This window comes from Leuconostoc sp. UCMA20149 (assembly GCF_030400235.1).
In the GTDB taxonomy this organism is placed as follows: Bacteria; Bacillota; Bacilli; order Lactobacillales; family Lactobacillaceae; genus Leuconostoc; species Leuconostoc pseudomesenteroides.
The window spans coordinates 1-25,443 of sequence record NZ_VJYC01000002.1; the positions used below are offsets into that span (position 1 = coordinate 1).

Annotated in this window: 28 protein-coding genes and 1 tRNA gene; 6 read left to right on the forward strand and 23 right to left on the reverse strand. The window is 39.3% G+C overall.

Going from position 1 to position 25,443, the window contains the following annotated elements; all coding sequences use genetic code 11:
- Positions 1-386 precede the first annotated feature (386 nt).
- On the reverse strand, positions 387-1,001 hold the full coding sequence (locus FF105_RS02020) for an ECF transporter S component (RefSeq protein WP_010281430.1): 615 nt from the start codon (positions 999-1,001) through the stop codon (positions 387-389).
- A 109-nt stretch (positions 1,002-1,110) separates the two neighbouring features.
- Here FF105_RS02020 and FF105_RS02025 point away from each other — a divergent pair.
- Positions 1,111-1,183 (forward strand) — tRNA-Arg (locus tag FF105_RS02025).
- A gap of 5 nt (positions 1,184-1,188) precedes the next feature.
- On the opposite strand, the gene FF105_RS02030 is transcribed toward FF105_RS02025, so the two are convergent.
- The 3 genes from FF105_RS02030 to FF105_RS02040 form a co-directional block, all read right to left on the reverse strand.
- Positions 1,189-1,803: an ECF transporter S component gene (locus FF105_RS02030; RefSeq protein ID WP_139967111.1), complete on the reverse strand. Its 615-nt coding sequence runs from the start codon at positions 1,801-1,803 to the stop codon at positions 1,189-1,191.
- 151 nt (positions 1,804-1,954) lie between these two features.
- Positions 1,955-2,614 (reverse strand): ABC transporter ATP-binding protein, encoded by a 660-nt coding sequence (locus FF105_RS02035; protein ID WP_010281424.1) that lies wholly within the window; start codon positions 2,612-2,614, stop codon positions 1,955-1,957.
- Positions 2,615-2,647: 33 nt separating this feature from the next.
- A complete protein-coding gene (locus FF105_RS02040) occupies positions 2,648-4,108 on the reverse strand; it encodes an ABC transporter permease (protein ID WP_290046282.1) in 1,461 nt (486 codons plus the stop codon).
- A 166-nt stretch (positions 4,109-4,274) separates the two neighbouring features.
- On the opposite strand from FF105_RS02040, the gene mscL reads away from it, so the two are divergent.
- Positions 4,275-4,655 carry a large-conductance mechanosensitive channel protein MscL gene (gene mscL / locus FF105_RS02045; protein WP_010281419.1) on the forward strand — a complete coding sequence of 127 codons (381 nt, stop codon included), beginning with the start codon at positions 4,275-4,277 and terminating at the stop codon, positions 4,653-4,655.
- Between the two features lie 77 nt (positions 4,656-4,732).
- Here the strand turns inward: mscL and FF105_RS02050 are convergent, their stop codons facing one another.
- From FF105_RS02050 to murI, 9 genes are all read right to left on the reverse strand, one after another.
- A complete protein-coding gene (locus tag FF105_RS02050; RefSeq protein ID WP_010281416.1) occupies positions 4,733-5,365 on the reverse strand; it encodes a deoxynucleoside kinase in 633 nt (210 codons plus the stop codon).
- A 95-nt stretch (positions 5,366-5,460) separates the two neighbouring features.
- Entirely contained in the window at positions 5,461-6,051 is a 591-nt protein-coding gene (gene ruvA / locus FF105_RS02055; protein WP_031941075.1) for a Holliday junction branch migration protein RuvA, read from the reverse strand.
- A 151-nt stretch (positions 6,052-6,202) separates the two neighbouring features.
- Positions 6,203-7,117 carry an alpha/beta hydrolase gene (locus FF105_RS02060; protein WP_010281413.1) on the reverse strand — a complete coding sequence of 305 codons (915 nt, stop codon included), beginning with the start codon at positions 7,115-7,117 and terminating at the stop codon, positions 6,203-6,205.
- Between the two features lie 15 nt (positions 7,118-7,132).
- Positions 7,133-8,194 (reverse strand): tRNA preQ1(34) S-adenosylmethionine ribosyltransferase-isomerase QueA, encoded by a 1,062-nt coding sequence (gene queA, locus FF105_RS02065; protein ID WP_010281410.1) that lies wholly within the window; start codon positions 8,192-8,194, stop codon positions 7,133-7,135.
- Positions 8,195-8,196: 2 nt separating this feature from the next.
- Positions 8,197-9,057, reverse strand: a complete 861-nt coding sequence (locus tag FF105_RS02070) for a metallophosphoesterase family protein (protein WP_010281408.1) — start codon at positions 9,055-9,057, stop codon at positions 8,197-8,199.
- Positions 9,054-10,112 (reverse strand): Holliday junction branch migration DNA helicase RuvB, encoded by a 1,059-nt coding sequence (gene ruvB, locus FF105_RS02075; protein ID WP_010281405.1) that lies wholly within the window; start codon positions 10,110-10,112, stop codon positions 9,054-9,056. Before ruvB ends, FF105_RS02070 begins: the two co-directional genes overlap by 4 nt.
- 86 nt (positions 10,113-10,198) lie before the next feature.
- Positions 10,199-10,735 carry a YfcE family phosphodiesterase gene (locus FF105_RS02080; RefSeq protein WP_010281402.1) on the reverse strand — a complete coding sequence of 179 codons (537 nt, stop codon included), beginning with the start codon at positions 10,733-10,735 and terminating at the stop codon, positions 10,199-10,201.
- 28 nt (positions 10,736-10,763) lie between these two features.
- A complete protein-coding gene (locus tag FF105_RS02085; RefSeq protein WP_010281400.1) occupies positions 10,764-11,366 on the reverse strand; it encodes an XTP/dITP diphosphatase in 603 nt (200 codons plus the stop codon).
- Complete coding sequence (murI, locus tag FF105_RS02090; RefSeq protein WP_031941074.1) at positions 11,363-12,202, reverse strand: glutamate racemase; 840 nt, start codon at positions 12,200-12,202, stop codon at positions 11,363-11,365. Before murI ends, FF105_RS02085 begins: the two co-directional genes overlap by 4 nt.
- Positions 12,203-12,288: 86 nt before the next feature.
- Between murI and FF105_RS02095 the strand changes: the two genes are divergently transcribed.
- Positions 12,289-12,990: a YslB family protein gene (locus tag FF105_RS02095; RefSeq protein WP_010281391.1), complete on the forward strand. Its 702-nt coding sequence runs from the start codon at positions 12,289-12,291 to the stop codon at positions 12,988-12,990.
- A 323-nt stretch (positions 12,991-13,313) separates the two neighbouring features.
- On the opposite strand, the gene FF105_RS02100 is transcribed toward FF105_RS02095, so the two are convergent.
- The 5 genes from FF105_RS02100 to FF105_RS02120 all read right to left on the reverse strand — a co-directional run bounded on the left by FF105_RS02100 (position 13,314) and on the right by FF105_RS02120 (position 18,684).
- Positions 13,314-14,669, reverse strand: a complete 1,356-nt coding sequence (locus FF105_RS02100; protein WP_031941073.1) for a gluconate:H+ symporter — start codon at positions 14,667-14,669, stop codon at positions 13,314-13,316.
- Positions 14,670-14,793: 124 nt separating this feature from the next.
- The gene (rplS, locus tag FF105_RS02105; protein WP_010281387.1) at positions 14,794-15,153 is read right to left on the reverse strand and encodes a 50S ribosomal protein L19; all 360 of its coding nucleotides are present in this window, start codon (positions 15,151-15,153) and stop codon (positions 14,794-14,796) included.
- A 123-nt stretch (positions 15,154-15,276) separates the two neighbouring features.
- Entirely contained in the window at positions 15,277-16,977 is a 1,701-nt protein-coding gene (locus tag FF105_RS02110) for a phospho-sugar mutase (RefSeq protein WP_010281385.1), read from the reverse strand.
- A 40-nt stretch (positions 16,978-17,017) separates the two neighbouring features.
- Entirely contained in the window at positions 17,018-17,677 is a 660-nt protein-coding gene (locus FF105_RS02115) for a DedA family protein (RefSeq protein WP_010281379.1), read from the reverse strand.
- A 26-nt stretch (positions 17,678-17,703) separates the two neighbouring features.
- Positions 17,704-18,684, reverse strand: coding sequence for a LacI family DNA-binding transcriptional regulator (locus tag FF105_RS02120; protein ID WP_147651292.1), 981 nt, complete (start codon positions 18,682-18,684; stop codon positions 17,704-17,706).
- A 148-nt stretch (positions 18,685-18,832) separates the two neighbouring features.
- Here FF105_RS02120 and FF105_RS02125 point away from each other — a divergent pair, with 148 nt between their 5' ends.
- Genes FF105_RS02125 through FF105_RS02135 form a run of 3 tightly spaced genes read left to right on the forward strand, consistent with a single transcriptional unit; the run spans position 18,833 to position 21,026 of the window.
- Positions 18,833-19,849 (forward strand): zinc-dependent alcohol dehydrogenase family protein, encoded by a 1,017-nt coding sequence (locus tag FF105_RS02125; protein ID WP_010281376.1) that lies wholly within the window; start codon positions 18,833-18,835, stop codon positions 19,847-19,849.
- Between the two features lies 1 nt (position 19,850).
- On the forward strand, positions 19,851-20,585 hold the full coding sequence (locus tag FF105_RS02130; protein WP_010281371.1) for a hypothetical protein: 735 nt from the start codon (positions 19,851-19,853) through the stop codon (positions 20,583-20,585).
- A gap of 57 nt (positions 20,586-20,642) precedes the next feature.
- Positions 20,643-21,026: a VOC family protein gene (locus FF105_RS02135; protein WP_010281368.1), complete on the forward strand. Its 384-nt coding sequence runs from the start codon at positions 20,643-20,645 to the stop codon at positions 21,024-21,026.
- 76 nt (positions 21,027-21,102) lie between these two features.
- Here FF105_RS02135 and trxB read toward each other — a convergent pair whose 3' ends face one another.
- The 5 genes from trxB to FF105_RS02160 form a co-directional block, all read right to left on the reverse strand.
- The gene (gene trxB, locus FF105_RS02140; protein ID WP_147652028.1) at positions 21,103-22,062 is read right to left on the reverse strand and encodes a thioredoxin-disulfide reductase; all 960 of its coding nucleotides are present in this window, start codon (positions 22,060-22,062) and stop codon (positions 21,103-21,105) included.
- A 132-nt stretch (positions 22,063-22,194) separates the two neighbouring features.
- Positions 22,195-23,070, reverse strand: a complete 876-nt coding sequence (gene galU, locus FF105_RS02145; RefSeq protein ID WP_010281362.1) for a UTP--glucose-1-phosphate uridylyltransferase GalU — start codon at positions 23,068-23,070, stop codon at positions 22,195-22,197.
- A 16-nt stretch (positions 23,071-23,086) separates the two neighbouring features.
- Positions 23,087-24,097 carry an NAD(P)H-dependent glycerol-3-phosphate dehydrogenase gene (locus FF105_RS02150; protein ID WP_031941072.1) on the reverse strand — a complete coding sequence of 337 codons (1,011 nt, stop codon included), beginning with the start codon at positions 24,095-24,097 and terminating at the stop codon, positions 23,087-23,089.
- Complete coding sequence (gene hprK, locus FF105_RS02155; RefSeq protein ID WP_139967127.1) at positions 24,090-25,055, reverse strand: HPr(Ser) kinase/phosphatase; 966 nt, start codon at positions 25,053-25,055, stop codon at positions 24,090-24,092. Before hprK ends, FF105_RS02150 begins: the two co-directional genes overlap by 8 nt.
- Position 25,056: 1 nt before the next feature.
- Positions 25,057-25,413, reverse strand: a complete 357-nt coding sequence (locus tag FF105_RS02160) for a phage holin family protein (RefSeq protein WP_010281350.1) — start codon at positions 25,411-25,413, stop codon at positions 25,057-25,059.
- Positions 25,414-25,443 lie beyond the last annotated feature (30 nt).

Sequence of the window (25,443 nt, forward strand, 5' to 3'; positions counted from 1 at the left end):
GGTGTCAAAAGGACCAACGACCTAAGTTTCACTACCAATTTTAGAATAAATCCAAAAAAGGTGAAGATCATCTCCGTCGAGAATAATCTTCACCTTTAATGTTAGTAAGTTTTTTAGTATAAGAGCATCGATTAGTGATACTAGTTTTTTAACAACACATTGGCATGATAATATTTCAAAAACGCAGTAGTTTGTGCATCAATGTAATAGCAAATAAATGGTCATATCATAATCGTTTGACCAATAAATCCATTTCTAAATCGTTTAATCATCATTTTTTTCAATAAAAAATACTGAATCAATCCCTGAAATATGATAATTCATCGGAATATTACATATTTTTTAACAGAATACAAATAAAAAAACCGCCAATGCGGTTTGATTTTTTATCCGTGAATACCAGCTCGCTGTGCAATCGGTAAAATGATATTACCAATGACAGATACAAGTATAATGCCAGTAATAATTTCGAACAGGCTGTTAAAGGATACAAGCCCTAAAAGCCAGCCTAACAAATTGTGATTTGGAATACCGGTAAAATTGGTTTTCATGACTGTAAAACCAACTACCGTGAATAATACCACACCCACTGTATTGATGAGAGCTGATAATGCGCCAAGTGCACCTAAACCAATTGTACGAAAACCGGACTTTTTCTGACGGAGCCACCGATTAAACAGCCAGCCTACAACAGCGCCAATCAAAATCCTTGGTACAAGTGCTGTGAAAGGATTCTGAAACATCAATGAGCCAATCGTACCAGGGGTTGACCAGGCTTGCCATAAAGTAATCACACCCCAAAAACCACCCAAGAACGCACCCCACTTGCCACCTAAAATAATAGCGGCTAGTGCCACAGTAAATTGAATAATTGTTGGTTGTGCACCAACAATAACAGCGCCTAACGGAATGTACCCGAGCCATGGCACTAAGACTTGCAGTAAAATAATCGCCATAAAAAACGTCGCTACAATCAAATATTTTGTCTTATTATTTGTCATGATGATCACCTCTTATACTTATCTATTGTTAGTATACATTATTCGATTGAAGATTTCTCAATATAATATTTGTTTTTATCATCTAAAATCGGTATAATTTATGAGTACCGCGTCCATAGTTTAACGGGATAAAACGGGGACCTCCTAAGTCTTTGCTCCCAGTTCGAGTCTGGGTGGACGTATTTAATTACCCTTTAATATCAGCTTTCTCTGCAATGAGTAACAAAATACCAGCAACAAGGCCGACTTCAATAAAACCAACTATTATCTCAAAAATTGCATTGAATGATACAATACCGACTAACCAAGGCAAAATACCATGCGTTGGAATACCAGTGAAATTGGTATGCATAACGGTAAAACCCACTGTCGTTAGCAATACAACACCCGTTGTGTTAATGATAGCCGCGACTGCGCCTAGTAATCCCAATCCAAAGACTTTCGTGCCTACTCGACGATTTCGGAATAGTGCATTGAATAGATAGCCAACTAACAAACCTACCAAGAGTCTCGGTACAATCGCCGTTAATGGATTTTGAAACATCAATGAACCGATAGTCCCAGGATGTGTTAACGCGTTTATAAATGATAACACACCCCAGAAGCCACCAATAAATGCGCCATACTTAGGTCCTAAAATAATCGCCGCAATAGCAACTGTAAATTGAATAATTGTTGCAGAAGCGCCAACAACAAATGCGCCAAGTGGCAACATGCCTAACCACGGCACAATCATTTGAACTAACACAATCGCCATAAAAAAGGTTGTTACAACCAAATATTTTGTTTTTTTGGTACTCATGTTATTCTCCTAAATAGTTTATGCCATATACTATACATTCAAAAGATAAGTTTGTCAATAAAAAAATGTCTGTTTATAGATTCAAAACAGACATTTTTTATAAGCTTATTGTAATCAACATTAACGAAAGATGATATGTTTGACAGTAAGTTCAAACAACTGAAAACTGCCGATTTTTAAGACTGATTTGAATATCAGCAGCTTTGGCAACGTTTGGTTCGTGGGTAACAATAATGACTGTTTTCCCAACTTCATGAGCCAGTTCTTGAAATATGCTAATTACCTCTTGTGTATTTTCTTCATCTAGGTTCCCAGTCGGCTCATCAGCAATGACAATTTTTGCATCTACTGCCAAAGCTCTAGCAATCGCCACACGTTGTTGTTGCCCACCAGATAATTGTTGCACGTTTTTATCAGCTAGTGTTCGATCAATGCCTAACTTATTGAGCGTACTATATATATATTCTTTATCACCAGTATGCTTTGATTTTGTCATTGACAACGCTGAGGCAACATTTTGAGTTGCGGTCATATAATTCAAAAGATTGTATGCTTGAAATATAATGGCCACCTTTTGGTTACGATATTTCGTTAAACCATAGGATTTGATATCCTGATCATCCAAAGTAATTGTTCCCTCAGATGGTGTGTCCAATCCTGCCAAAAAACTTAATAATGTTGTTTTACCAGAACCTGATTGACCGACAATACTATACAGTGTGCGTGGCTCGAATGTCATATTCACATTTTCATATAAGGGACGTTCCTGCGCATTATATTGATGTGTCAAATTTTTAATTGCTAATGTCATTGACTAACTCCTTTTATTGTTTCAAGTGAGACTCTATTCATTTGACAAAATCTTTTTTGGCTTCAATCGGAAGATTGGTGTTGACCCTGCAACAACTGCGATAGCAATAATACCCAAGCCTAATCCACCGAGTTCAGCCATGGCTGAGCCACTTAACTTTGTTTTTAAGTTTTGTACTTGACTACCCGTTGCTGTCATTGTGCCGCGATTTGCACCGCCAGCAGTTGGTGCACCAGATCCACCGCCACGCCCACCACCAAATCCAGCACCGGCTGTGGTTGTTTGTGTAGCTGTTGTTTGCTGTGAAACTAGTTGCTTACCCACGGCATTACCAACAAAATTACCAGCAACACCCGCAATGACAAGTGAAACAACCAATATTGCAAATAGTTCAGAGAATAATTGCAGTACAATTTTAACTTTGCTTTCACCTAATGACATTAACACGCCAATTTCATGACGCCGTTCACGAATCATCAATACAGTAATTAATGCAAGAATAATTGTACCGGCAATACCAACAACCCACACGATCTTATTAGCAAAGCTTTGAACGTTTTTCATTGGTTTCATTAGCAAAGCATAGGTCTCAGCACTTGAGGTTAAACTGAAACTACTTGAGACTAACTTTTTAGCGGCTTTGGTAAAGGCAGCTTCCTTTGAAGAGTCTGTCAATGTGTACACAACACTGGTAACTGTGGTGCTATCACCATTTACCGTACCGGCGAATGTATAACTACTGAAAATAGTATTAGATGGATCAGATTGTTGACCAGGTCCACCTTGTGCCGCACTGCCAGAAGTTGTCTTGGCTTTGTAGACACCGACAATTTTCATTTCGTAAGTCTTAGACGTCGTGGCAGTTGTTTTAACTTTAATGGTATCGCCAACTTTTAGCTTGTTGCTTGTTGCTAATTCACTTTCGATTACCACATTATTCGTATTTTTATCTGCTGATGTTATGCCTCGACCAGAAGTAATTGTATAGGATTTTGACTTAAAATTAGTTTCGGCGGCCGTCGTTGAAACACCGCTGATAGTAATATCGCCTTGGGTTGAAGTATCACCGGAAGGTCCACCTTTGAAACCACCACTTGATGATGTTGTTGTAATCGCTGTGAAACCACTGGCATTTACTGAAGCACTATTGCTAAATTGATATCCCGCCACGTTGCTTAGTGCAGCTATTTTTTCAGCTGTGGTTATACTAACCCCAGGTAATGAAATACTTGGTCTAGTTGTGGAACTGCTGCTCGATGATGACGCACTTTCCTGACTTTTTCGCATTGCTGCGAAAGCTTTCTCACGGTTAGCACTCAACGTAACAGTGGTTCCTGCAGCGTTTTTAGCACTATTAGTTGCTTGAATCGCTGCATTTTGGATAATAATGCCCGCCAAAACAAAGATCATAATCGCACTCATCACCAAGGTAATGAGTAAAGTTCGACCAATTTTTTGCCGTAAATACAAACCAGCTCGTTTGATAAAATCCATGATAACACTCCTTAAACTTACTTAATGACGACAATATATCAATCAAAAATTAAACTTATATCAATTAAATGAAAATTAAATGAACAAAACTGTTAATATGTTGGTAAATCAACGGTTATCCTGTATGATAGAGTTACATTATATTAGTAAGATTAGAGGATATTTTATGTTATCAGAATTTAAAGCCTTCATTATGCGCGGGAACGTTCTCGATTTAGCAGTTGGTGTTATCATTGGTGGTGCATTCACTGGTTTGGTAAAGTCATTGACAACCAACTTGATCGGGCCAATCATTGCTTTTGCGACTGGTGGTCATTCAGACTTAGACAAACTACAATTAGTCATTAGCAAAACGCTAACCTTCAAGTATGGGGCTTTCTTAAACGATTTGATTAACTTCTTGATTACAGCATTTGTTGTTTTCATACTTGTCAAAGTGATTAACCGCGTCTTCAAAGCTAACAAAGAGGAAGCCGTTCAAGCTAATCCTGAGCTTGAAGTTCTGACAGAAATTCGTAATTTATTGGAAACAGAGAAAAAAGCTTAATAGATACTTTTGACCTACCACAATGAACGTGGTAGGTTTTTTTGTTCAAAAAAAAACACCACAACATGGTGTCAATATTAACGAATCGCTTTTAGAGCATCATCAATTTGGTTTAGAATCACCTGTTGGTTATCCTTTTGCTCCAAATCGTATGTTTGTAAATCAATTTTAAGTTTTGGTGAAGCATCATAAGCATCAAACCAATCACGATAGGCCGACCACATCTTGAAATAGTAGTCACGCAATCCTTGATTGTTATCAAATTGCTCATAGTTGCGACCACGCTTTTTAATGCGATACAAAATGGTGTCAAAATCCGTTTCGGCGTATACCATCAAGTCAGGTGCTTTTTTAGGCATTTTTTGCAGTTCAGCCATCATATTATCAAGTAAACTCGTATAGACATCCATTTCAGCATCAGAAATATTACCATCTTTATGATTTTCCTCAGTAAACAAAGCGTCTTCATAGATAGAACGATCTAACACATTGTTGTCATCTGCAAGTGCTTGTTTAATCATATCAAAACGACGATTCAAAAAATAAATTTGAAGCAAGAAGCCGTATTGTTTTGGATCTGAATAGTAAAGTGGTAGCACAGGATTATCACCTACTGGCTCATAAAATGCTTGTGTACCCATATGCTCTGCAATTAAGCCTGTTAATGTCGTTTTTCCAACGCCGATCATGCCCGCAGTAATAATCACCATAACGACCTCCAATAATTTATTAGCCTACCTATCATACAAAAAAAACGCCCAAATAACAAGGTCAATTGTTGGACGTATTGACAGTAAAAGCCGAACTATTTCACTAACATCTTTAAGCCAGATCGAATATAACCATCTGTCGAATCGCTCGTTTGACTTAATTGCTCACCTACGACTTTAATATCTTTTTTAGTATATCCCAATGCCAAAAGTGCCTCAAGCGCGTCATCAAGTGCTCGAGAATCATTTGTCGCTGTGGCTGGTGTTGCCGTACTATTTTCAACTGCTAAATCGTCTAATTTTCCTTTTAAATCTAATACAATTTGTTGCGCAGTTTTTTTACCAACACCTGGAAACTGCGTTAAGTATGCGCTATCGTTATTCTCCACCGCATTAATCAATCCAGTAGCATCAGCGCTAGCCAAGATTGCCAAGGCACTTTTGGGTCCAATACCAGAAACATTTAATAGCTTATTAAACAATGCTTTTTCATTCGCATCAATAAAGCCAAACAAGCTGATATCATTTTCTCTGACAATTTGTTGCACATAAACATGTGATTCAACATTCTCCTCAAAACGATAAGGATTTGCAGTGTAAAGACGATACCCGACGCCACTCCGTGAGGCAATCACGATATAAGCTGGTGTAATATTCGTAATTAATCCGTTAATATATTCGTACATATTCATACTCTCTTTCACTATTAGTGTCATTCAATCAGAAAATTAGTTCTTAGCAGATTAAACTATCTGTTTTTTCATAATTTTTCTTGACGTCAGCTATTGAATCAACTTACTTGAATTACCACCCAAACAAAGCGTTTAATAACGCGACCTATAATACATGCTGTTTCAAAAATGCAGCAACTCGTTCAATATATTCTTGCGGATATTCTTCAAAAGCAGCAACATGCCCTGCGCCCTGCGGCAACCACACATCATGCTCTCCGTGATGCAGTTTAATCAATTCATAAACCATTTTGGTCGGCACAAAATCATCAGCTAAGCCATGAATAAACAGCGTTGGCAATTGACTTTTTCCAATTAAAGGACGGGCATCTGCCTGAGAATACTGAAAGCCAGCCCGCCAACCAGACATCCAATTTAAAACGTTTAAAAAAGGGAATGCCGGCAAATGAAACATATGTCCAGCCTGATATCTGAGTTCATCGTAGGCGCTTGTATAGGCCGAATCAGATATCACGGCTTTGACATTATTTGGTAGCTTTTCACCACTTACAGACAAAACCGTTGTCGCGCCCATGGACATGCCCATCAAAACAATTTTCTGCTGTTTATCTTTTTGACACACCATATCAATCCACTGCAAATAGTCAAAGCGATCCAAATAACCAAACCCAATAAATTTACCACCCGACTCACCATGTGCCCGATTATCTGGCACTAAAACGTTAAAGCCTAAGCTGTAAAACAAATCACCATAAGTTGCCATTCTAGCTTTTGTTATACGCCAGCCATGACTTAAAATGACAGTTTTTTCACTGTGCTGATTAGCAACATACCACGCTTTCAATTTCAAACCATCAAACGAAGTTATTGTCCAAGTTTCTCGTGGTAGTCGATTAAACCTTTCTTGATTAGCAAATAAAACGTTATCTGGATACACATCATCTGGCACAACTGTTTTTTCACTAGCCACTGTGGCCATTCTAAAAAGTTGATTTGTACCAAGAATAGCACCACCTAAAGCCAGACTCGCAGCTAAAAGCGTTGTTGTTCTTTTTTTCATTCATTTATACCCCTATTATTTGTGAATGAACATGGCATCTCCAAAACTAAAGAAGCGATATTTATCTGCAACAGCGTGCGAATAAGCATTCAAAATATTATCACGGCCAGTAAAAGCAGCCACCAGCATAACAAGCGTTGATTTAGGCAAATGAAAATTGGTTATGAATGCATCCACAACAGTCCAATGATAACCAGGCTTAATGAAAATATCAGTCCATCCAGAATCAGCTTTTAGGTCACCATCAAACTTTGACCCAATTGTTTCTAACGTCCTGATTGATGTCGTACCAGTAGCAATAATACGTCCGCCATTAGCACGCACTTCATTCAATTGATCCGCTGCCTCTTGACTTAATTGATAAAACTCACTGTGCATTTTGTGATCGTCAATATTTTCTTCATCAACTGGTCTAAATGTTCCCAGCCCAACGTGAAGTGTTAGCTCGACTGTTTTAACTCCCTTAGCTCGAACCTTGTCTAATAATTCAGGCGTCCAATGCAGCCCTGCAGTTGGCGCAGCAGCGGAACCATCTACTTTTGAATAAACAGTCTGATATCGCTCTTGGTCATCTAACTTTTCTTTAATATAAGGTGGCAACGGCATTTCACCTAACTGCTCCAATAATTCCATGAAAATGCCATCGTAATGGAATTCAACATAACGACCACCGTGCTCCAACTCACCAACGACCGTAGCTGTCATAATCGGATTATCCAAGTCATCCCCAAAAACAATTGTTGAACCAACTGGTGATTTTTTTGCAGGTTTCACCAACGTTTCCCAAACATCACCGTGATCTTGACGCAACAATAATACTTCGGCATGACCGCCTGTTTCTGGTCTAGCTCCATGTAAACGTGCCGGTAAAACGCGTGAATTATTCATCACAATTGCATCCCCAGCGTTGACATAGTCCAAAATATCATAAAAATGCTTATCCTCATATTGACCTGTCTCTGCGTTAAGAACTAACAAACGTGAGGCATCGCGCTGTTTTAGCGGTGTTTGCGCAATCAATTCTTCCGGTAAATCATAATCAAAATCTGATAACGTGTAGTGTTTCTCTGTTGTCATTATTAGTTTCCTTTTCCGCCGCTGTTCCCAGCTAGCCCCGTTGCTTTTTCAAATTCATATCCCGTTTGTGAAACAGCCATTTTTTCATCAAGTGACAGCTGTTTATTCACGTTCGGTATGTCAAAACGCTCTAGTACGTCTGCATAAGTTAAATGATTCTTGTTGAGATATTCAACCAATAAAGCGAGTTCATGACGTTGTGTGGGTGTCGGTTTGTTGATGGTGATGACTTCATCAAATGCCCGCTCGACTTGTCGGTCAAATCGCTTATTTTCCGACTCAATAGCATATGATTGTTCAATCATTTCTAACCGCTTTTTTAATTCCAGCCATAACTTATCAAATGACAAGGGTTGACCAAAAGGATATTGCTGCATCAAAACAGAGTCAAGCGATAAATTGACCATACCGTGGTTTTCATACTCTGCTTCGTGAATGTGACCATGTACCGACAAAATTGGATATGGCAAATCAATTGCGTAATGGCTTAACCAAACCTGAATGCCATTTATTTTAATAGCCTTCGCTGTATCGACCACCTCAATGAGTTTTGTTTCAGGCGCCTTCAAGGCTGCTTTAAGTTGATCAGAATGGTCATGGTTGCCTTTGAAAAAAACTTTTTGTCCTTTTAGACGAGCCAATTGTGCAACAAAGTCCTGTTTCTTACGAAACATACCTAAATCACCCAAGAAATACACAACATCATCATCGTTTACCGTATCGTTCCATTGGTTTTCAAGATACTGATCCATATTGGAAACTGTAGGCTCAATGTCTAAGTTCCGCAACGCATCTGCTCTTGATTTATCAAAATATAAAATTTTTTCGTGGTTAAAATGCGTATCAGAAATAATAAAATTCATGATAGTTCCTCTTGATAAGGTACGCCAAGATGTTCGTAAGCTGCCTGCGTCACCACCCGTCCACGCGGGGTACGTTGCAAAAAACCAATTTGCAGCAAATAAGGTTCAACCATAGACTCCAATGTTTCAGCTTCTTCACCAATATTAGCTGCAATTGTATTTAATCCCACTGGTCCACCATGATAATAGGCAATCATAGTATCTAAAAATTTATGATCTGTTTCGTCTAAGCCACGATTGTCAACACGTAGTTTGTCTAGACCAACTCTAACAATTTCTTTGTCAATTGCTTGTTTCCCTTGTACTTGCGCAAAGTCCCTTACCCGTTTTAATAAACGATTGGCAATTCGGGGTGTCCCGCGTGACCGCAAGGCAACTTCATAAGCTCCTTCTGGCTTAACAGGCGCGTGCAAAATATCGGCTGTGCGAACCACAATATGTTGCAACTCTTCTGGTGTATAAAACTGGAGCGCGTTAATAATACCGAACCGATCCCGCAAAGGTTTCGATAGCATGCCAGGTCTAGTTGTCGCACCAATTAACGTAAACGGTGGCAAGGGAAAATGGACTGCTCGAGCGGTTGGTCCCTGTCCAACCATAATATCCACAAAATAGTCTTCCATTGCCGAATACATCATTTCTTCAATGTTAGTTGGCATACGATGAATTTCATCGATAAATAAAATATCTCCTGGCTCAAGTTCGTTTAGCAATGCCACTAAATCACCTGGCTTCTCAATAGCAGGACCTGATGTCGTCTTGATATGAACCCCCATTTCATTAGCAATAATCATCGCTAACGTAGTTTTTCCTAGTCCTGGTGGGCCAAATAACAGTACGTGATCTAACGCTTCTTCTCGTTGCTTGGCAGCAGCAATATAGACAGACAGCTCATCTTTGAGCGGTGTCTGTCCAATATATTCTCGTAAATATTGTGGTCTCAATGATAATTCGTCATGACGCTCCGCCTCATTTGCTTCTGCATCACGTAATAGTTCATCAACTTCAGTATTTTCTTCATACCATTGGTTAAATTGTGGTTCTGTTTCTGTCATACACATTATTATACACGTTTATCATAACGTAAAAAAGCCATTCTATCGACGATACAATGGCTTTTTTGAACAACAACACGCTACTCTTATCGTGCGACAATCACTGTTAAATCTGGTAGAGCTTCATGCCGACGATTATAAAATGTCACTGTAAACTTAGTCTCATTAACTGACAATACAGCATACGTGCCGCCTAAGTTAGCGTGTGATCCTTTTGGAATGGTTGTAGAACCAGGATTGATAAACAATTTACCTTGGTAAGTGACAGCACCTTCTTTATGTGTATGACCAAAAAGCACTACTTGCGCGTTTGCTTCATCCGCCGCTCGGCTCATTTGCTGTAAATTAGCCCAACCTAGTAGGGAAGTAGCATCATACAGATGACCATGTGTTTGGAAAAAAGTAACGCCGTCAATCGTTGTTGCGCGTGCATCAACGAAGTCAGGATCATCATCCATATTGCCAATCACGGTAGAAACGCCTTCAAACACTTTATCATCAGCAGGTAGTTCCGAATCACCATCATAAAAAATACCATCAACCCGTGATTGCCATTGCTTTAAAATATCCAAAAAGATAGCACGATCACCATGAATATCTGATACGATTAAAAATTGACTCATAATATGAATTATCCTTTCATTGCTAAACTTAATTTTCTGCCAACCATTGTGGGAGTTGTTTGCCAAGTGACTGCAACGCAAGGCCACGATGACTAACAGCATTTTTTTCTGAAGCCGTTAATTCAGCAAAAGTTCGATTGAACTGTGGCACCCAAAAAATGGGATCGTAGCCAAATCCATTATCACCATGTCGTTGCGTTGTAATAACACCATCAATGGTACCAGAAGTGACCAGCCGTTGCCTGTTAGGCGATAACAATACAATTACACTGTGAAAATGTGCCGCACGGTTAGTAGTATCACCCATCTTAGAGAAAACTTTTTCTATATTTGCGTCGTCATCATGATCACCTGCATATCTAGCAGAATAAACACCCGGTTCGCCGTTTAAAGCATCAATCGTCAAACCCGAATCATCAGCTAAAATATAGTCATTAGGCGCGATTTTTGCGATTGTGGTAACTTTTTTTGTGGCATTTTCTTCAAACGTTTGACCGTCCTCAATGATTTCTGGCACATTATCTAATTCCCGCAACGGTACGACTTTCAAATCAACATTGATATCACGTAATATCGATTCTAATTCTTGCATTTTGTGTTCATTATTACTGGCAATGATCAATCTTTTCATACGCTTTCGTCCTCTAAATGATTATTGGTTATCACTAAATGACGAACATCCAGTGGCTGTGCTCGTGACAACCAGTTCGTCGCAATTTTCTGGAATGTTACTTTATCACCAGTCGTATGATAAATATCTTGATCATGTCCATGAACAACATCTGAATGCAGGTTGTATGTATCAAGATATTGCCTAACAACTGTCACTGTTTCAGCACCAGCATCAATTAGCTTGACTTGGCTCCCCACGGCTGACTGTATAAATGGTGATAAAAGCGGAAAATGTGTACACCCTAGAATAAGCGTATCAACTGTGTCATCACCAAAATGACTTAAGTGATCTGCCACTAATTTTTGGGCGTATTCGGATTCATAGTCATCGTCTTCCACCAACGTAACAAAATCAGGTTCAGGTTGGGCCTGCACTATAACATTCGGCGCCAAGTTAGCCACTTCTTTTTCATAAATACCACTTGTTACCGTACCTTGGGTAGCAATTAAACCAATATGGTTACTTTTAGTCATACGAACTGCTGCTTCAGCACCAGATTGAATTACGCCAATGACGGGAATTGGTAACTTTGTCTGTAACAGTGGTAGTGCTCGGGCCGTCGCAGTATTGCAGGCAATCACCAGTAATTTAATCTTTTTTGTTTCAATCAAAAAATTGGCCATCTGAAAAGTATAATCGATTACTTCTTGAGCTGGCCGAGGACCATACGGCATACGTGCTGTATCGCCAATATACATAAATTGTTCGTTAGGTAGTTGTTCTTGGGCAGCCTTAACAACGGTTAAACCACCAATGCCAGAATCAATGAACCCAATTGGATTATTTTTATTCATATTATTAATTATGAACGGCTTAATTAAAAATGCAAGCATTTCACAGTCATAATTGTGTATAATGAAATGAAAGGATTACCGCACTTATGGACATCAATGATTACGATAAAATTTTACGAACAAATTTTCAAGTCAATAGCTTCGCACTTAGCCTTTTACGCGATGGTTTACTCGTTAATTTATTACAAGAAGACTATCCTCACATTCTGTACTGGGCTGGAAAAGAGATTGCACGCCAATTTCCAACTGATACTTTAACTTCTGTCAAAGAATTTTTTGCTGATGCTGCTTTCGGCGATCTAGAAATCAAATCTCAAGATAGTAAAAATCAGCGCTGGGAGTTGACTGGCGATCTAGTCAAGCAACGTCTTAGTCTGAATAAGAATGCTGATTTTAGTCTAGAAGCAGGTTTTTTAGCACAACAGCTTGAAGTTCAGACTGGTGCTATTGCTGAGGCAAATTTCAAGTATCTCAAAAAAAATGAAGGCGTTTCATTTGAAGTCGTAACTGACTTAACCGAAACAGTTAATGTCGAAGATATTAAGCAACGCGTTGCAGCTCGTGAAACTTTTTTAAAGAAAACACACGATACAACAGAAAATGCTACTATGATTGAGGTTCGCAATGATGATGACATTTCCCGCGAACAATCAATTACCGATTCCCTCTTAGCCTTTAATTTTGATGACACATTGATGCCCACCGAGGAACACTCTAGTCTGAGTGCTTTGTCCGGTGAAGAAATTGATCCATTCAATGTACCCTCTCATCCAAATAAGAATCAATAAAAACCACTAATTTTTATACATTACAGTGCCTCTTCCAGCCGCTTGTACATGTTTAAATTAGTGGTTTTTATTATTATATTTTTTTATAATAAAAAATCCCTTGACCTAAGAGGGGGATGGTCAAGGGAATTGATAGCCGAAGCTATCGGTGTTCAACCAGTAATTGGGGGAACTGATTGAAACATTACTGGGGGGAGTAATGAAACTCAAATGTTATTTGAGTATGTTTCTATTATAGACCAACTATGACCAAAAAAAGTATCTACATTTTGACAAAAACATTACAGAAAAATTACGTTAAAACTTGTCACATAAGTTAACAATTACACAATTAGATTCAACAATAGAACCATTCCCAGTCCCACAACAGCAATGATTGTCTCTAATACAGTCCATATTTGCAGTGTTTGCTTAACATTTAAATCAAAATATTCTTTAAACATCCAAAAGCCAGCATCATTGACATGTGAAAATGCTAACGATCCAGCTCCAATAACCAATACCATCAAAGCGGGATTGATACCTGAAGCCGCCATCAACGGCTGGACAAGCCCTGCCGCGGTTAAGGCAGCTACCGTAGCAGACCCCAATGCAACACGTAATAATACAGTAATTAACCAAGCCAAGATCAGAGGCGAAATTGCTGAATGAATGAACAAATCGGAAATTTGTTTTGAAATGCCACCATCAATCAATATTTGTTTGAAAGCAGCACCTCCACCAATAATCAATAACAACATAGCGATTGATTTAACAGCATCTTCAACCGTTACCATCATATCTTTTGTAGCACGACCTTGATGCCATCCCATTGCCCACAAAGCAAATACCAAAGAAATAATCATTGCAGCAACCGGGTTTCCAATCATAGTAATGAAAGCGTCAATTCCCTTCGGGTTTTTAAAAGGTTGACCATCATTGTAGATAATTGTGTAAATGGTCGTAATTCCCATTAATAAAACAGGAAACAATGACGTCAAAACTGAAATACCAAAACTGGGTGTCTCATTAATTTGAAAAGTCTTTTGTTGCCCAAATGCCGTTAATTGCTTTTTAACTACAAAAGCATCTGGTGCAAATTTCTGTGCTAATTTTGTAAAAATCGGTCCCGCAATAATAGCAGCCGGAATGGCCACGATTAAGCCATACACTAATACAGTTCCCGGATTAGCACCTAGTGCCCCCGCAATCGCTGTTGGTGCTGGATGAGGCGGCAAAAAACCGTGCGTTACTGACAAAGCAGCAGCCATTGGAATACCAAGATAAAGTAAAGGCACTGAAGCTTCTAAAGCAATCGCAAAAACAATCGGAATCAGTAACACCATGCCCACTTCAAAGAATAACGCAATACCTATGATAAAAGCCGCGACCATAATTGCTAACTGAACACGCTTTTTTCCAAATTTAGCAATCAGTGTGTGTGCAATACGATAAGCACCACCGGCATCAGCGACTAATCTTCCTAATACTGCACCAAAGCCAAACACAATGGCCAATTCACCAAGGGATGAACCAATACCATTTTGAATTGAAGTGGGAATTTGATCCAGTGGCATACCTAATCCCGCGCCAACTAGAGCAGCAGTTAAAATCAGTGAAATAAAAGTATTAATCTTAAACTTGATAATCAAGACTAATAAAAATAGGATGCCCAATCCTAAAACAACAAATGACATCATACGCATTCTCCTAAACAATATGTTATTTTTTGTAACCGCTTTCATTTTATCACACAATTCATATTTGTGGTTAAATTTTGTCGCAAAAAAAAGCACCTCACATGGAGATGCTTTTTGCAGTAACTTAAACGTCGCGACGACGTTCTTTAATACGAGCTGCCTTACCTTGCAATGCACGCAAGTAGTACAACTTTGCACGGCGAACCTGACCAAAGCGAACAACTTCAATCTTGTCAACACGTGGTGAGTGCAATGGGAAAGTACGTTCCACACCAACACCTGAAGAAATCTTACGAACAGTGTAAGTAGATTGGATACCAGCACCCTTGCGCTTGATCACAACACCTTCAAACAACTGAATACGTTCGCGTGAACCTTCAACGATCTTAGCATACACTTTAACAGTGTCACCGGCACGGAATTCAGGAATATCAGTACGCAATTGTGCTGATGTTACATTTTCTAAAATACTATTTTGACGCATTGGTCATTCTCCTATTCGACAATCTTGCACTTGCCCGTAGGCTAAACGCACAGCGGATTATCGTTAATATGGCAATTATCAGCCACATAACAGTATATCAGACACAATGCCCCGTGTCCAGTATTACTTAGCACGGGTCATTAAATCACTTGCAATTTTATCAATTTTAGCTTGAGATATTGCTTGTGTATCGGAAACGACGCCAATATAAAACTTTAGTTTTGGTTCTGTACCGGAAGGTCGAACCGCAACCCATGAACCATCTGCTAGCCAATATTTCAAAACATTAGCTTTTGGTTGCTTGAGTGTGACCGTTTCACCTGTGTTATCAGTTTCTAGTGAAGACAAGAAATCCTGTACACGCGCTACACTGACACTGCCAATCGCGTCTGGTTGATTATTTCGGAATTCAGAAATGATGGCTGCCATTTCATCGTTACCATGAATACCCGGAAAGTCCAAACTAATGGTTTTTTCTTCAAAGTAACCAAACTTTTCAAACAATTCGTGAACACCATCGGCAAATGTTTTGCCTTGTGACTTATAGTATGCCGCGACTTCAGCAAATAACACTAGTGCCTGAATTGCGTCTTTATCATGAGCAAAGGGCTTTACCAAATAGCCGAAACTCTCTTCAAATCCAAACAAAAACTCATGTGATTTTGTTGCTTCGTATTCATCAATTGTTGCTGCAATATATTTAAATCCAGTCAACACGTCCGCAGTCTCAACACCAAAGCTTTCAGCAACAGTTGATGCAAATCTTGATGAAACAATTGACGTCACAATGGCGCCATTTTCAGGCAATGATTTCGTATTTTTCTTCGCCGTCAAGAGATAATTGACTAATACAGCAGCAATTTGATTGCCCGTAAGCACTTGGAAACTACCATCCGCCAACTTAACCGCGGCACCCATCCGATCGGCGTCAGGATCAGTCGCGACCACCGCATCAGCACCCTCGCGCTTTGCATATTCAATCGCAAGTGTTAAAGCTGCTGCATCTTCAGGATTGGGCTTTTTGACTGTCGGAAAATCACCGTCAATGACAGCTTGTTCTTTAACGACAGTATAGTTAGTGAAACCAGCCTGTTGAAGAGCCTTTTCACCAATATACTGACCAGTGCCGTGAAGTGGTGAATAAACAAATTTGAGTGAAGCCCCCTCACGTGCTACTAGTTCAGGATCAACTGTTACTGTTTTCATTTTTGATAAATAAAGGTTATCAATATCGTCATCAATCATTTGAACATTGGTGTTTTTCTCATCCAATGAGATATCAAAAATATCAGCAATACCTTCCAACTCTTTCACAACTGCTGCAACAGCGTCGGGAACCATTTGGCCACCATCTTCACCATACACCTTATAACCATTGTATTCTTTAGGATTATGTGAAGCAGTAATCATGATACCGGCAAATGCGTTCAATTCGCGCACAGCAAATGATAGTTCAGGTGTTGGACGCAATGATGTAAACAAATAACTCTTGATACCATGTGCAGAAAGTACCTGTGAAGCATCTGCCGCAAATTCAGGAGAAAAATGACGAGAATCAAAACTGATTGCCACGCCACGCTGTTTTGCTGTCTCCCCTTGCGAAGCAATATAACGTGCCAATGCTTCAGTCACCTGACGAACAGTATAAATGTTCATGCGATTAGTACCGGCACCAAGTAGGCCACGCATACCCGCTGTACCAAAACTCAAGTTTTGATAAAAAGCATCTTCCTGCTCTTCAGCTGAATATGATACCAAATCAGAAGCTAGATAGTCAGGCAAATTCGCCGATTGCCACTGTGCCAATTTTTCTTGATAACTCATGATTAACCTTCTTTTCCCATTTTCTTAAATTATAACAAAATTATTTCCGTGTGAACAATGTCAAAATCCAGTTTCTAAACTTTTTCGTACGCAAAACAGTAATTGCTATCACAGCAATTATGATAAAAATGGTCACAGTCACTGCCTTTGGTATCTCTAAATGACCGACAAAATAACCAATTGAGACAATACTGGCTGACCACAAAACACTAGCAAAAGCAGCCATTCGTAAATAAACTGGAAAAGCTAACCCCAACCGATGTGCTAGCAATGGAACAGCGACACGAATAAATGGCAAAAAACGACCCAATACAACGAATAGTAACCACCTTTTTGGATGAAAATCTTTAGCAATTTCATCAGTCAAGTTACTGTGTGAATATTTTTTAATCCAAGGTATTTTAGCTACTTGTGTCGTAATCAATGCCCCCAACCAATAATTAACAGCATCTCCTAAAAACGAAGCAATCGCAAAAATACTAATCGCCAAAAATAATTCCCAAATATTGTGATGGGCACCAGCCAAGCTACCTACTGTAATCAAAATAGTATCACCAGGAATAAAACCTGTCACAATCCCAGCAGTTTCAATGAATATCAAGGCAAACATGATGGCAAATGCCGTTAATGTGAAATGGTGATCACTGGCAATTAAATGATCTAGCCAGTTGGGCAATGCAGTGATTGAATTTAGAAACATTTTCCCCTCCTAAATGTCACCAAAAGTTAGTCTTTTGGTAAATACAGTGACACTGGCAACAAACTATCAGTTGGCACAGTCGTTCTTGGTGTTTTAATCAGTGCAAACAATACTTCTATCAATTGTGATGCAGCCGCCGCAATCGGCTGCACAATTGTTGGCAAATTTGGATGCAAACGTCGAACAATTGGCGTACCATCGTACCCAATAATGTTAATATCCTCTGGCACTTTTTTACCTGCCCTCTGCAGCGCATTTTCTAGCTGAATAGCAGCCACGTCGTTATAGGCAAAGACCCCCTCAATGCCATTTTCAACGATATAAGACACCATATTGTTGATGTCTTTATTTGTAGCAAACCCTTGTAAACTATAATTTTGTCTGACAACAGGAATAGAATTCTGTCGTGTAGCGCGTAAAAATCCTGCATATCGTTGATGAGTTGGTGATTCTGAGCCATCATCATCGCTCAGCATTAACAGTTTTTTTGCACCAGTAGACAACAAATACTCGCCAGCTAAGTAGCCCCCTTGTTCATTATCCTCGCTTACAATTGGCACATTATCCGCCAAATATCGATCATAAGAAACAATTGGTAAATAGGTGTTTTGATACTCACCAATCCCCAAATTATGAGAAGAGGTAATGATTCCTTCAACTTGATTTGCGGCAAGCATTTGAAGATACTGACGCTCTTTTTCAACATTATTAGCTGAAGTTGCAATAATGACCTTATATCCTAGCTCAAATAGTTGTTGTTCAATTTCGCTGGCTAAAGCTGTAAAAAAAGGGTTTTCCATGTTTGGAAAAATCAATCCGATAAATTGCGATGATTTTCCTTGCAGCGAGCGAGCCATGGCATTAGGCTGATAGTGCAACTCTCGCATAGCTTCGTGAACTTTATTAATTGTTTTTTGGCTCAATGAACCATAGTTATTGATGACACGCGATACCGTTGTTACTGAAACACCAGCCAACGCCGCGACATCACTTAATTTTGCTACCATTGCAATCCTCCATACTCTCTTAATATTCTATCACATGGTCTACTCCCCTTACTAAAATAAATGTGATAAACGTTTGACTTTATCTTGTTAAAGGTTTACCATTGTCCTCGTAAGTTAATTTAATCACAAAGTAAAAAGGAGAACAAACATGGAAGCACTTGTGTTAACTGGTACAAAAAAATTAGAGGTTGAAAACATTGAACAACCTGAGGTAAAGCCGAATGAAGTGTTGATTCATACAGCATTCGCTGGTATTTGCGGTACTGATCACGCTTTGTATGCCGGTCTTCCTGGCTCAGCCGATGCTGTGCCACCAATCGTTTTGGGGCATGAAAATTCTGGTGTTGTAGCTGAAATTGGTTCTGATGTTACAAACGTTGCGGTGGGTGATCGTGTCACAATTGATCCCAATATTTACTGTGGTCAATGCAAGTATTGCCGTACAGCACGTCCAGAGCTTTGCGAAAACTTGTCTGCAGTTGGTGTAACACGCAATGGTGGCTTTGAAGAATACTTTACTGCGCCCGCATCAGTTGTTTACCAAATTCCAGATAATGTTTCACTTAAGTCAGCTGCCGTGGTTGAGCCGATTTCATGTGCTGTTCACGGTATTCAACTTCTTAAAGTGACACCATACCAAAAGGCATTAGTTATTGGTGACGGCTTCATGGGTGAACTCTTTGTTCAAATTCTGCAAGCTTATGGCATTCACCAAGTCGACTTGGCTGGTATTGTTCCTGAAAAGCTTGCTATGAACAAAGAAAAGTTCGGCGTGAAAAATACGTACAATACAAAAGATGGCGACAAAATTCCCGAAGGCACTTACGATGTTGTTGTTGAAGCAGTTGGCCTACCACAGACACAAGAAGCCGCAATTGAAGCCTCAGCTCGTGGCGCTCAGGTTTTGATGTTTGGTGTTGGCGGTCCCGACGCAAAGTTCCAAATGAACACTTACGAAGTCTTCCAAAAGCAATTGACGATTCAAGGATCATTTATCAATCCAAACGCATTTGAAGACTCATTGGCATTGTTATCATCAGGCAAGTTAGACGTCGAATCGCTAATGTCACACGAATTAGATTACCAGACTGTTGATGACTTTGTGAATGGCAAGTTAGGTGTCGTTTCAAAGGCAGTCGTTAAGGTTGGTGGCGAAGAGGCATAAAATGGCACAAAACGCGCAACATCATAATCCGCGAAGCATTTCAATGAGCAAATCACTTATGTTTTTTGCCATCTCATTGATTTTAAATGCGATGGGAAATGTTTTGACGCTCGTCACAGCTTCACATATAAAACCCGCTTTTTTGGGATCAGCTTATTGGACTGCTGCAGAGGCTAATCTAGGTCAAGCTTTATTAGGAAATAATTCACTTGTCTTGTTTTGGGCATTTTTAGTTCTTGGCATGCTTATTTCATTCCTGAATGCGTTATTAATGAAAAAGTTAGATTGGCATCGTATCATTGGTAATTTCTTGTTTATGTTACCATTTTCAATTTTTATTCAATGGTTTTCAAATATTTTCAATCAAATTATGCCAAATGCTAATTCAGTGGCAGCAACTGTGTTATATACAGTAATTAATTTTATTGGTGTTGGCTTGATCGCCGTTGCTATTTCGATTTATCAACGTGTGAATTTAGTGTTACACCCTGCCGATGATTTGATGCAAATTTTACGTTTCAAATATTTTCACGGGTCGGCTTTCAAGGCTATGTGGGCGTCCTATATTCCGCCAACGATTTTTGCAATTATTGCCTTTGTGATCACTTTCCCTAATTTGTATAATTTCGGGTTAGGAACTATTTTTGCATTCTTATTCCAGGGTGGCATCACAGGAATCGCGGACAAGTACGTCTTTAAGAATTTAAAGCATCAGGCAATAGATGTTGGTAATTAACGCAATTATTACGTAAAATGAACATATCAGTAGCAATACTACTAGAAAGGTATTATTATGACATTTTCAGATTATTACAGTGGTGTACAACACATTGGTATTCCCACATCATCTTTGACACAATCAGAGGCTTTTTGGACGAAATTAGGATTTAAAAAAACTGGCGATTTTCCTGCTGGTAAAGTTATCTTCATGCAGCGTGACAATTTAGTCATCGAAACTTGGGCCGGAGATGAAGTTGTTGGTAAACCAGGTGCAATCAATCATATTTCAATGGATACAACTGATGCTGATGCTGCTTTTTCGGCAGCAAAGTCAGAAGGGTTTGATTTGCTTAACACGGAAGTGCAACATTTACCATTTTGGGAAAAAGGAATTAAATTCTTTAACTTGCAAGGACCCGATGGCGTTATTGTAGAGTTTTGCGAAATAGTTAAATAAGCAAAAAGCGCCTTTTGGCGCTTTTTAATTCTATAATTAAATCGACAAAAAATGCGCACAATACTGTGCGCATTTTTCAGTCAGTTGTAGTTGTTTGAACAGCAGTTTGTAAATGGCTGATGTAGTCATAAACTCCTTGTCCAGCCAAGCCGCCATCACCAACAGCTGTCGTAATCTGACGCAAATCCTTGACTCTGACATCTCCTACTGCAAAAATGCCAGGAATTGTCGTCTGCATCTTATCATCAGTTAATATCCATCCCTCAGAGTCAGTAATGTCTAGATTTTCGAACCCTTGATTGTTTGCTTTTAGGCCAACATAAATAAAGACACCAGCTGCATCAATATGCGATTTTTCCTTTGTTTGATTATTGATAACATCCAGTCCTGTGACTTTGTCATTATCACCAGTAATCGCTTCTACTTCTGTATGCCACATAAATGACATCTTTGGGTTCGCAAATGCCCGATCTTGAATAATTTGTTGGGCACGCAATTTATCACGGCGATGTAGAACAGTAACAGACTTTGCCAGGTTAGTAAGATAAAGTCCTTCTTCAATTGCCGAATCTCCACCGCCAACAACAACAACATCCTCATCACGGAAGAACGCACCATCACAGACTGCACAATAACTCACGCCACGACCTTGATATTCTTCCTCGCCATCGGCTCCTAAATGAATATGCTCAGAGCCCGTCGCGATGATAACCGCTTTGGCAACATAATCGTCCATGTCAGTATGAATATACTTCAAGTCATCCTTTAATTCAACACGTTCGACTGTCCCAAAACCATATTCCGCACCAAATTGTGTTGATGATGAGTACATTTTTTCAGCTAAGTCGGGGCCTAAAATCGAATCAAAACCAGGATAATTTTCAACTTCTGCCGTATTATTCATTTGCCCACCGTAAATCCCGCGATCAAGCATTAGAACTGATAAATTGGCACGTGAAGCATAGGTAGCTGCTGTCATGCCGGCAGGACCTGCTCCAACGATAATAACATCATATATTTTAATATTTTCTGGCATCATTACACCTACACTTACTTTTTGTTATGACTATTGTACTCGTTATTATAGAAAATGTCGAGGGCAAAACCTGTCATTAAATCGTTTAATGATTAATATGAAAAAACGAGAGCTAGTCTCGTTTTTTAGTAATTAAAGTTTGGCCGCTAACTCCTTGATATAAGCACGCAGTGCATCTTTAGTCTGTGGGTGTTTCAAACCGAATTCAATGTTTGTCTCTAAGAAACCAATCTTTGAGCCAATATCGTAACGACTACCCTTGAATTCATGAGCATAAACGTGTTGGCGATTATTCAAAGAATCAATTGCGTCTGTCAATTGAATTTCATTGCCCTTGCCAGGCTTTGTGTTTTCCAATTCTTCAAAAATTTCTGGTGTTAACAAGTAACGTCCAATAATTGCCAAATCTGAAGGTGCTTCTTCTGGCTTTGGCTTTTCCACAAAACTCTTAACACGGTACAGACCGTCGTCGTTCACTTGAGCCGCTGGATCAATCACACCATATTCTGATACTTGATCATGAGGCACTTTCATGACGGCCAAAGTTGATTCTCCCGTTTCTTCATATCGATCAATCAACTGCTTTGTCAGTGGCACCTCATCTTGCATCAAATCATCACCAAGTAGCACAACAAAAGGTTCATCACCAATGAAAGCCTTGGCCGTCAATACAGCGTCACCTAGGCCTTTAGGATGTGATTGACGTATGAAATACATATTGATATCTGTTGTTTCTTCAACAACCTTGAGCAAAGCATCTTTACCTTTTTCGCGCAAATTATTTTCCAATTCAGGATTTGAATCAAAATGATCTTCAATTGAACGCTTTGACTTACCGTCCACGATAACAATATCTTCAATACCAGATTCAATTGCTTCTCTTACAATATATTCAATTGTTGGTGTATCAACAATTGGTAGCATTTCTTTTGCTAATGCTTTTGTTGCAGGTAGAAAACGTGTACCTAACCCTGCTGCTGGAATAATTGCCTTACGTACTGGTTTCATAATTTTTCTCTTTTCTTTAATCTTCACTTCGCAAATTTCGTTGCATTAATTGTGTAATCGCATTTTGCAACGGCAGTTGTTCATACAATACTTGATAAATTGCTTTTGTAATGGGCATATCCACTTGATGTTGTACAGAAAATTCATAAACAGCTTTCGTCGTGCTAACACCCTCAATGACCATTCCCATGGTGTTTTCCACTTCAGCTAGCGATTTGCCGGAACCTAATTCTCGACCTGCTCGATAGTTTCTGGAATTTGGTGACATGCCTGTCACAATCAAATCACCAATGCCTGCCAACCCCAAAAACGTTTCTGGCTTAGCACCCATTGCCTGACCTAACGCGCGCATTTCTACTAATCCCCGTGTTAGCAATGCCGCTTGGGCATTAGCGCCATATCCTAACCCGATTAATGCCCCTGAACCAATCGCGATAATATTTTTTAACGCAGAAGCTAATTCAGAACCCAATAAATCGTGGTTCGTATATGGTCTAAACACATCATTTGCAAAAACTGATTGCATTAATTTGGCTGCATTAGGATCATCACTAGCAATTGAAACAGCTGTCAAATCATGTTTGATAACATCCTCAGCGTGTGACGGGCCCGATAACATGGCCAAAGCTGTACGGTATTGTGCCGGTACTTCTTCGGACAGCATCTCTGAAATACGTTTAAATGTAACAGGTTCTAATCCTTTTGTTGCATGCGCTAAAATAACACGATGGTTTTGTTTTACCAAAACATCTGCTAATTGATGTGCAACTTGGCGAACTGCTTTAGTTGGCACAACACTTAGTACAATATCGACGTCTGAGACCGCTAGTGCCATATTATCAGTGGCCATCAAGTTATCATTTAATATTGCTGTTGGTAGATATTTCTGATTTGTATGCTGATCGCTTATTTCTCTGGCTTGAGCAGGGTTATGAGTCCACAAACGAACGTCCTGGTTATTTTCAGCAACAACATTAGCCAAAGCTGTTCCCCATGATCCAGCACCTAATATGGCAATTTTAGTCATTTTTTTCACCTGCTGCATCAATCTTTTCATTTTTCGCCATTTCGGCCGTCATGCGTTGTTCTAATGTTTGTAGCGCGTCAATTCCCATATTTGCTGTTCTAAATTTAACAGCAGCTGCATCAATCACACTGGCCGTATTACGTCCTGGGGTGACCGGTACAACCATGCGCTTGATTTGAACACCCATGATTTCTAATGAATCATTATCATTTCCTAATCGGTCAAAATTAGCTTCACCAATTTTTCCATTTGAAAGATGAATGTTCAAAGCGATGGTGGCATGCGACCGAACGGATACGGCACCATAAACTTGCTGAACATCAATAATGCCCACACCACGAACTTCCATCATGTTTCGCAAAACACCATTGGGTTCACCGATTAAGCGTTCTTCATCTTCTTGATAAATATCAACACGATCATCAGCCACTAACCTGGCTTTCCCTTGTTGAATTAATTCAAGCGCAGATTCCGTTTTGCCAATGCCCGCATCTCCTGTAATCAATACACCAAGACCATGAACATCAATTAAAACACCATGGACGTTTTCTCTTGGGGCCAGTTGCCCACCCAGATAATAAGTCATATTTGATAAAATACGAGATGACGTCAACGTTGAAGTCAAAATCGGAATATGTGCTTCCTCTGCCGCTTGCTTTAATTCATCACTAATCGGTAAGCCTGTTGAGACAACAAACGCTGGTGTTGTCTTATCGGCCATTCGTCGATAAACCATCAACAATTCGTCATGATTCATACGTTCTGAAAAGGATGTTTCTGTTATGCCTAACAACTGAACACGTTCTGGTGCATAATAGTTGAAATATCCGGTCATTTCAAGACCGGGACGTGAGATGTCAGCCGTCGTGATTTCTCTGTCAAGAAACTGCTCACCTGAAACAATTTTCAGGCGCGTGTTAGCCACTAGTTGTTCTACTGTTACTGAGTTTTGTGCCATTTTAATTTCTTTCTACTTGCACATGCAAATCATTGGTTAAAATTGTATTGATAATTGATAGGATGAAAGCAATCAACATTGCCCAGCCGAAACTGGTAAATTCAAAGCCACCAACGAGATTAGCCGTTATTTCAAGGAGAAACGCATTAACAACGATGGCAAAAAATCCGAATGTTAAAATAGTTAACGGCAATGTTAAAACCGTTAAAATCGGCTTGATGATAGCGTTTAATATTGATAATACAAACGCTGCAAACAATGCCGAAACCCAATTATCAACTCGAAATCCAGAAGTGAATATCATTGATAAAACCAAAAAACTTAACATGTTTGTTGCTAATCGAACAATAAAGCGCATTTAAACCCCCGTAAAATTTTCTATGAAAAC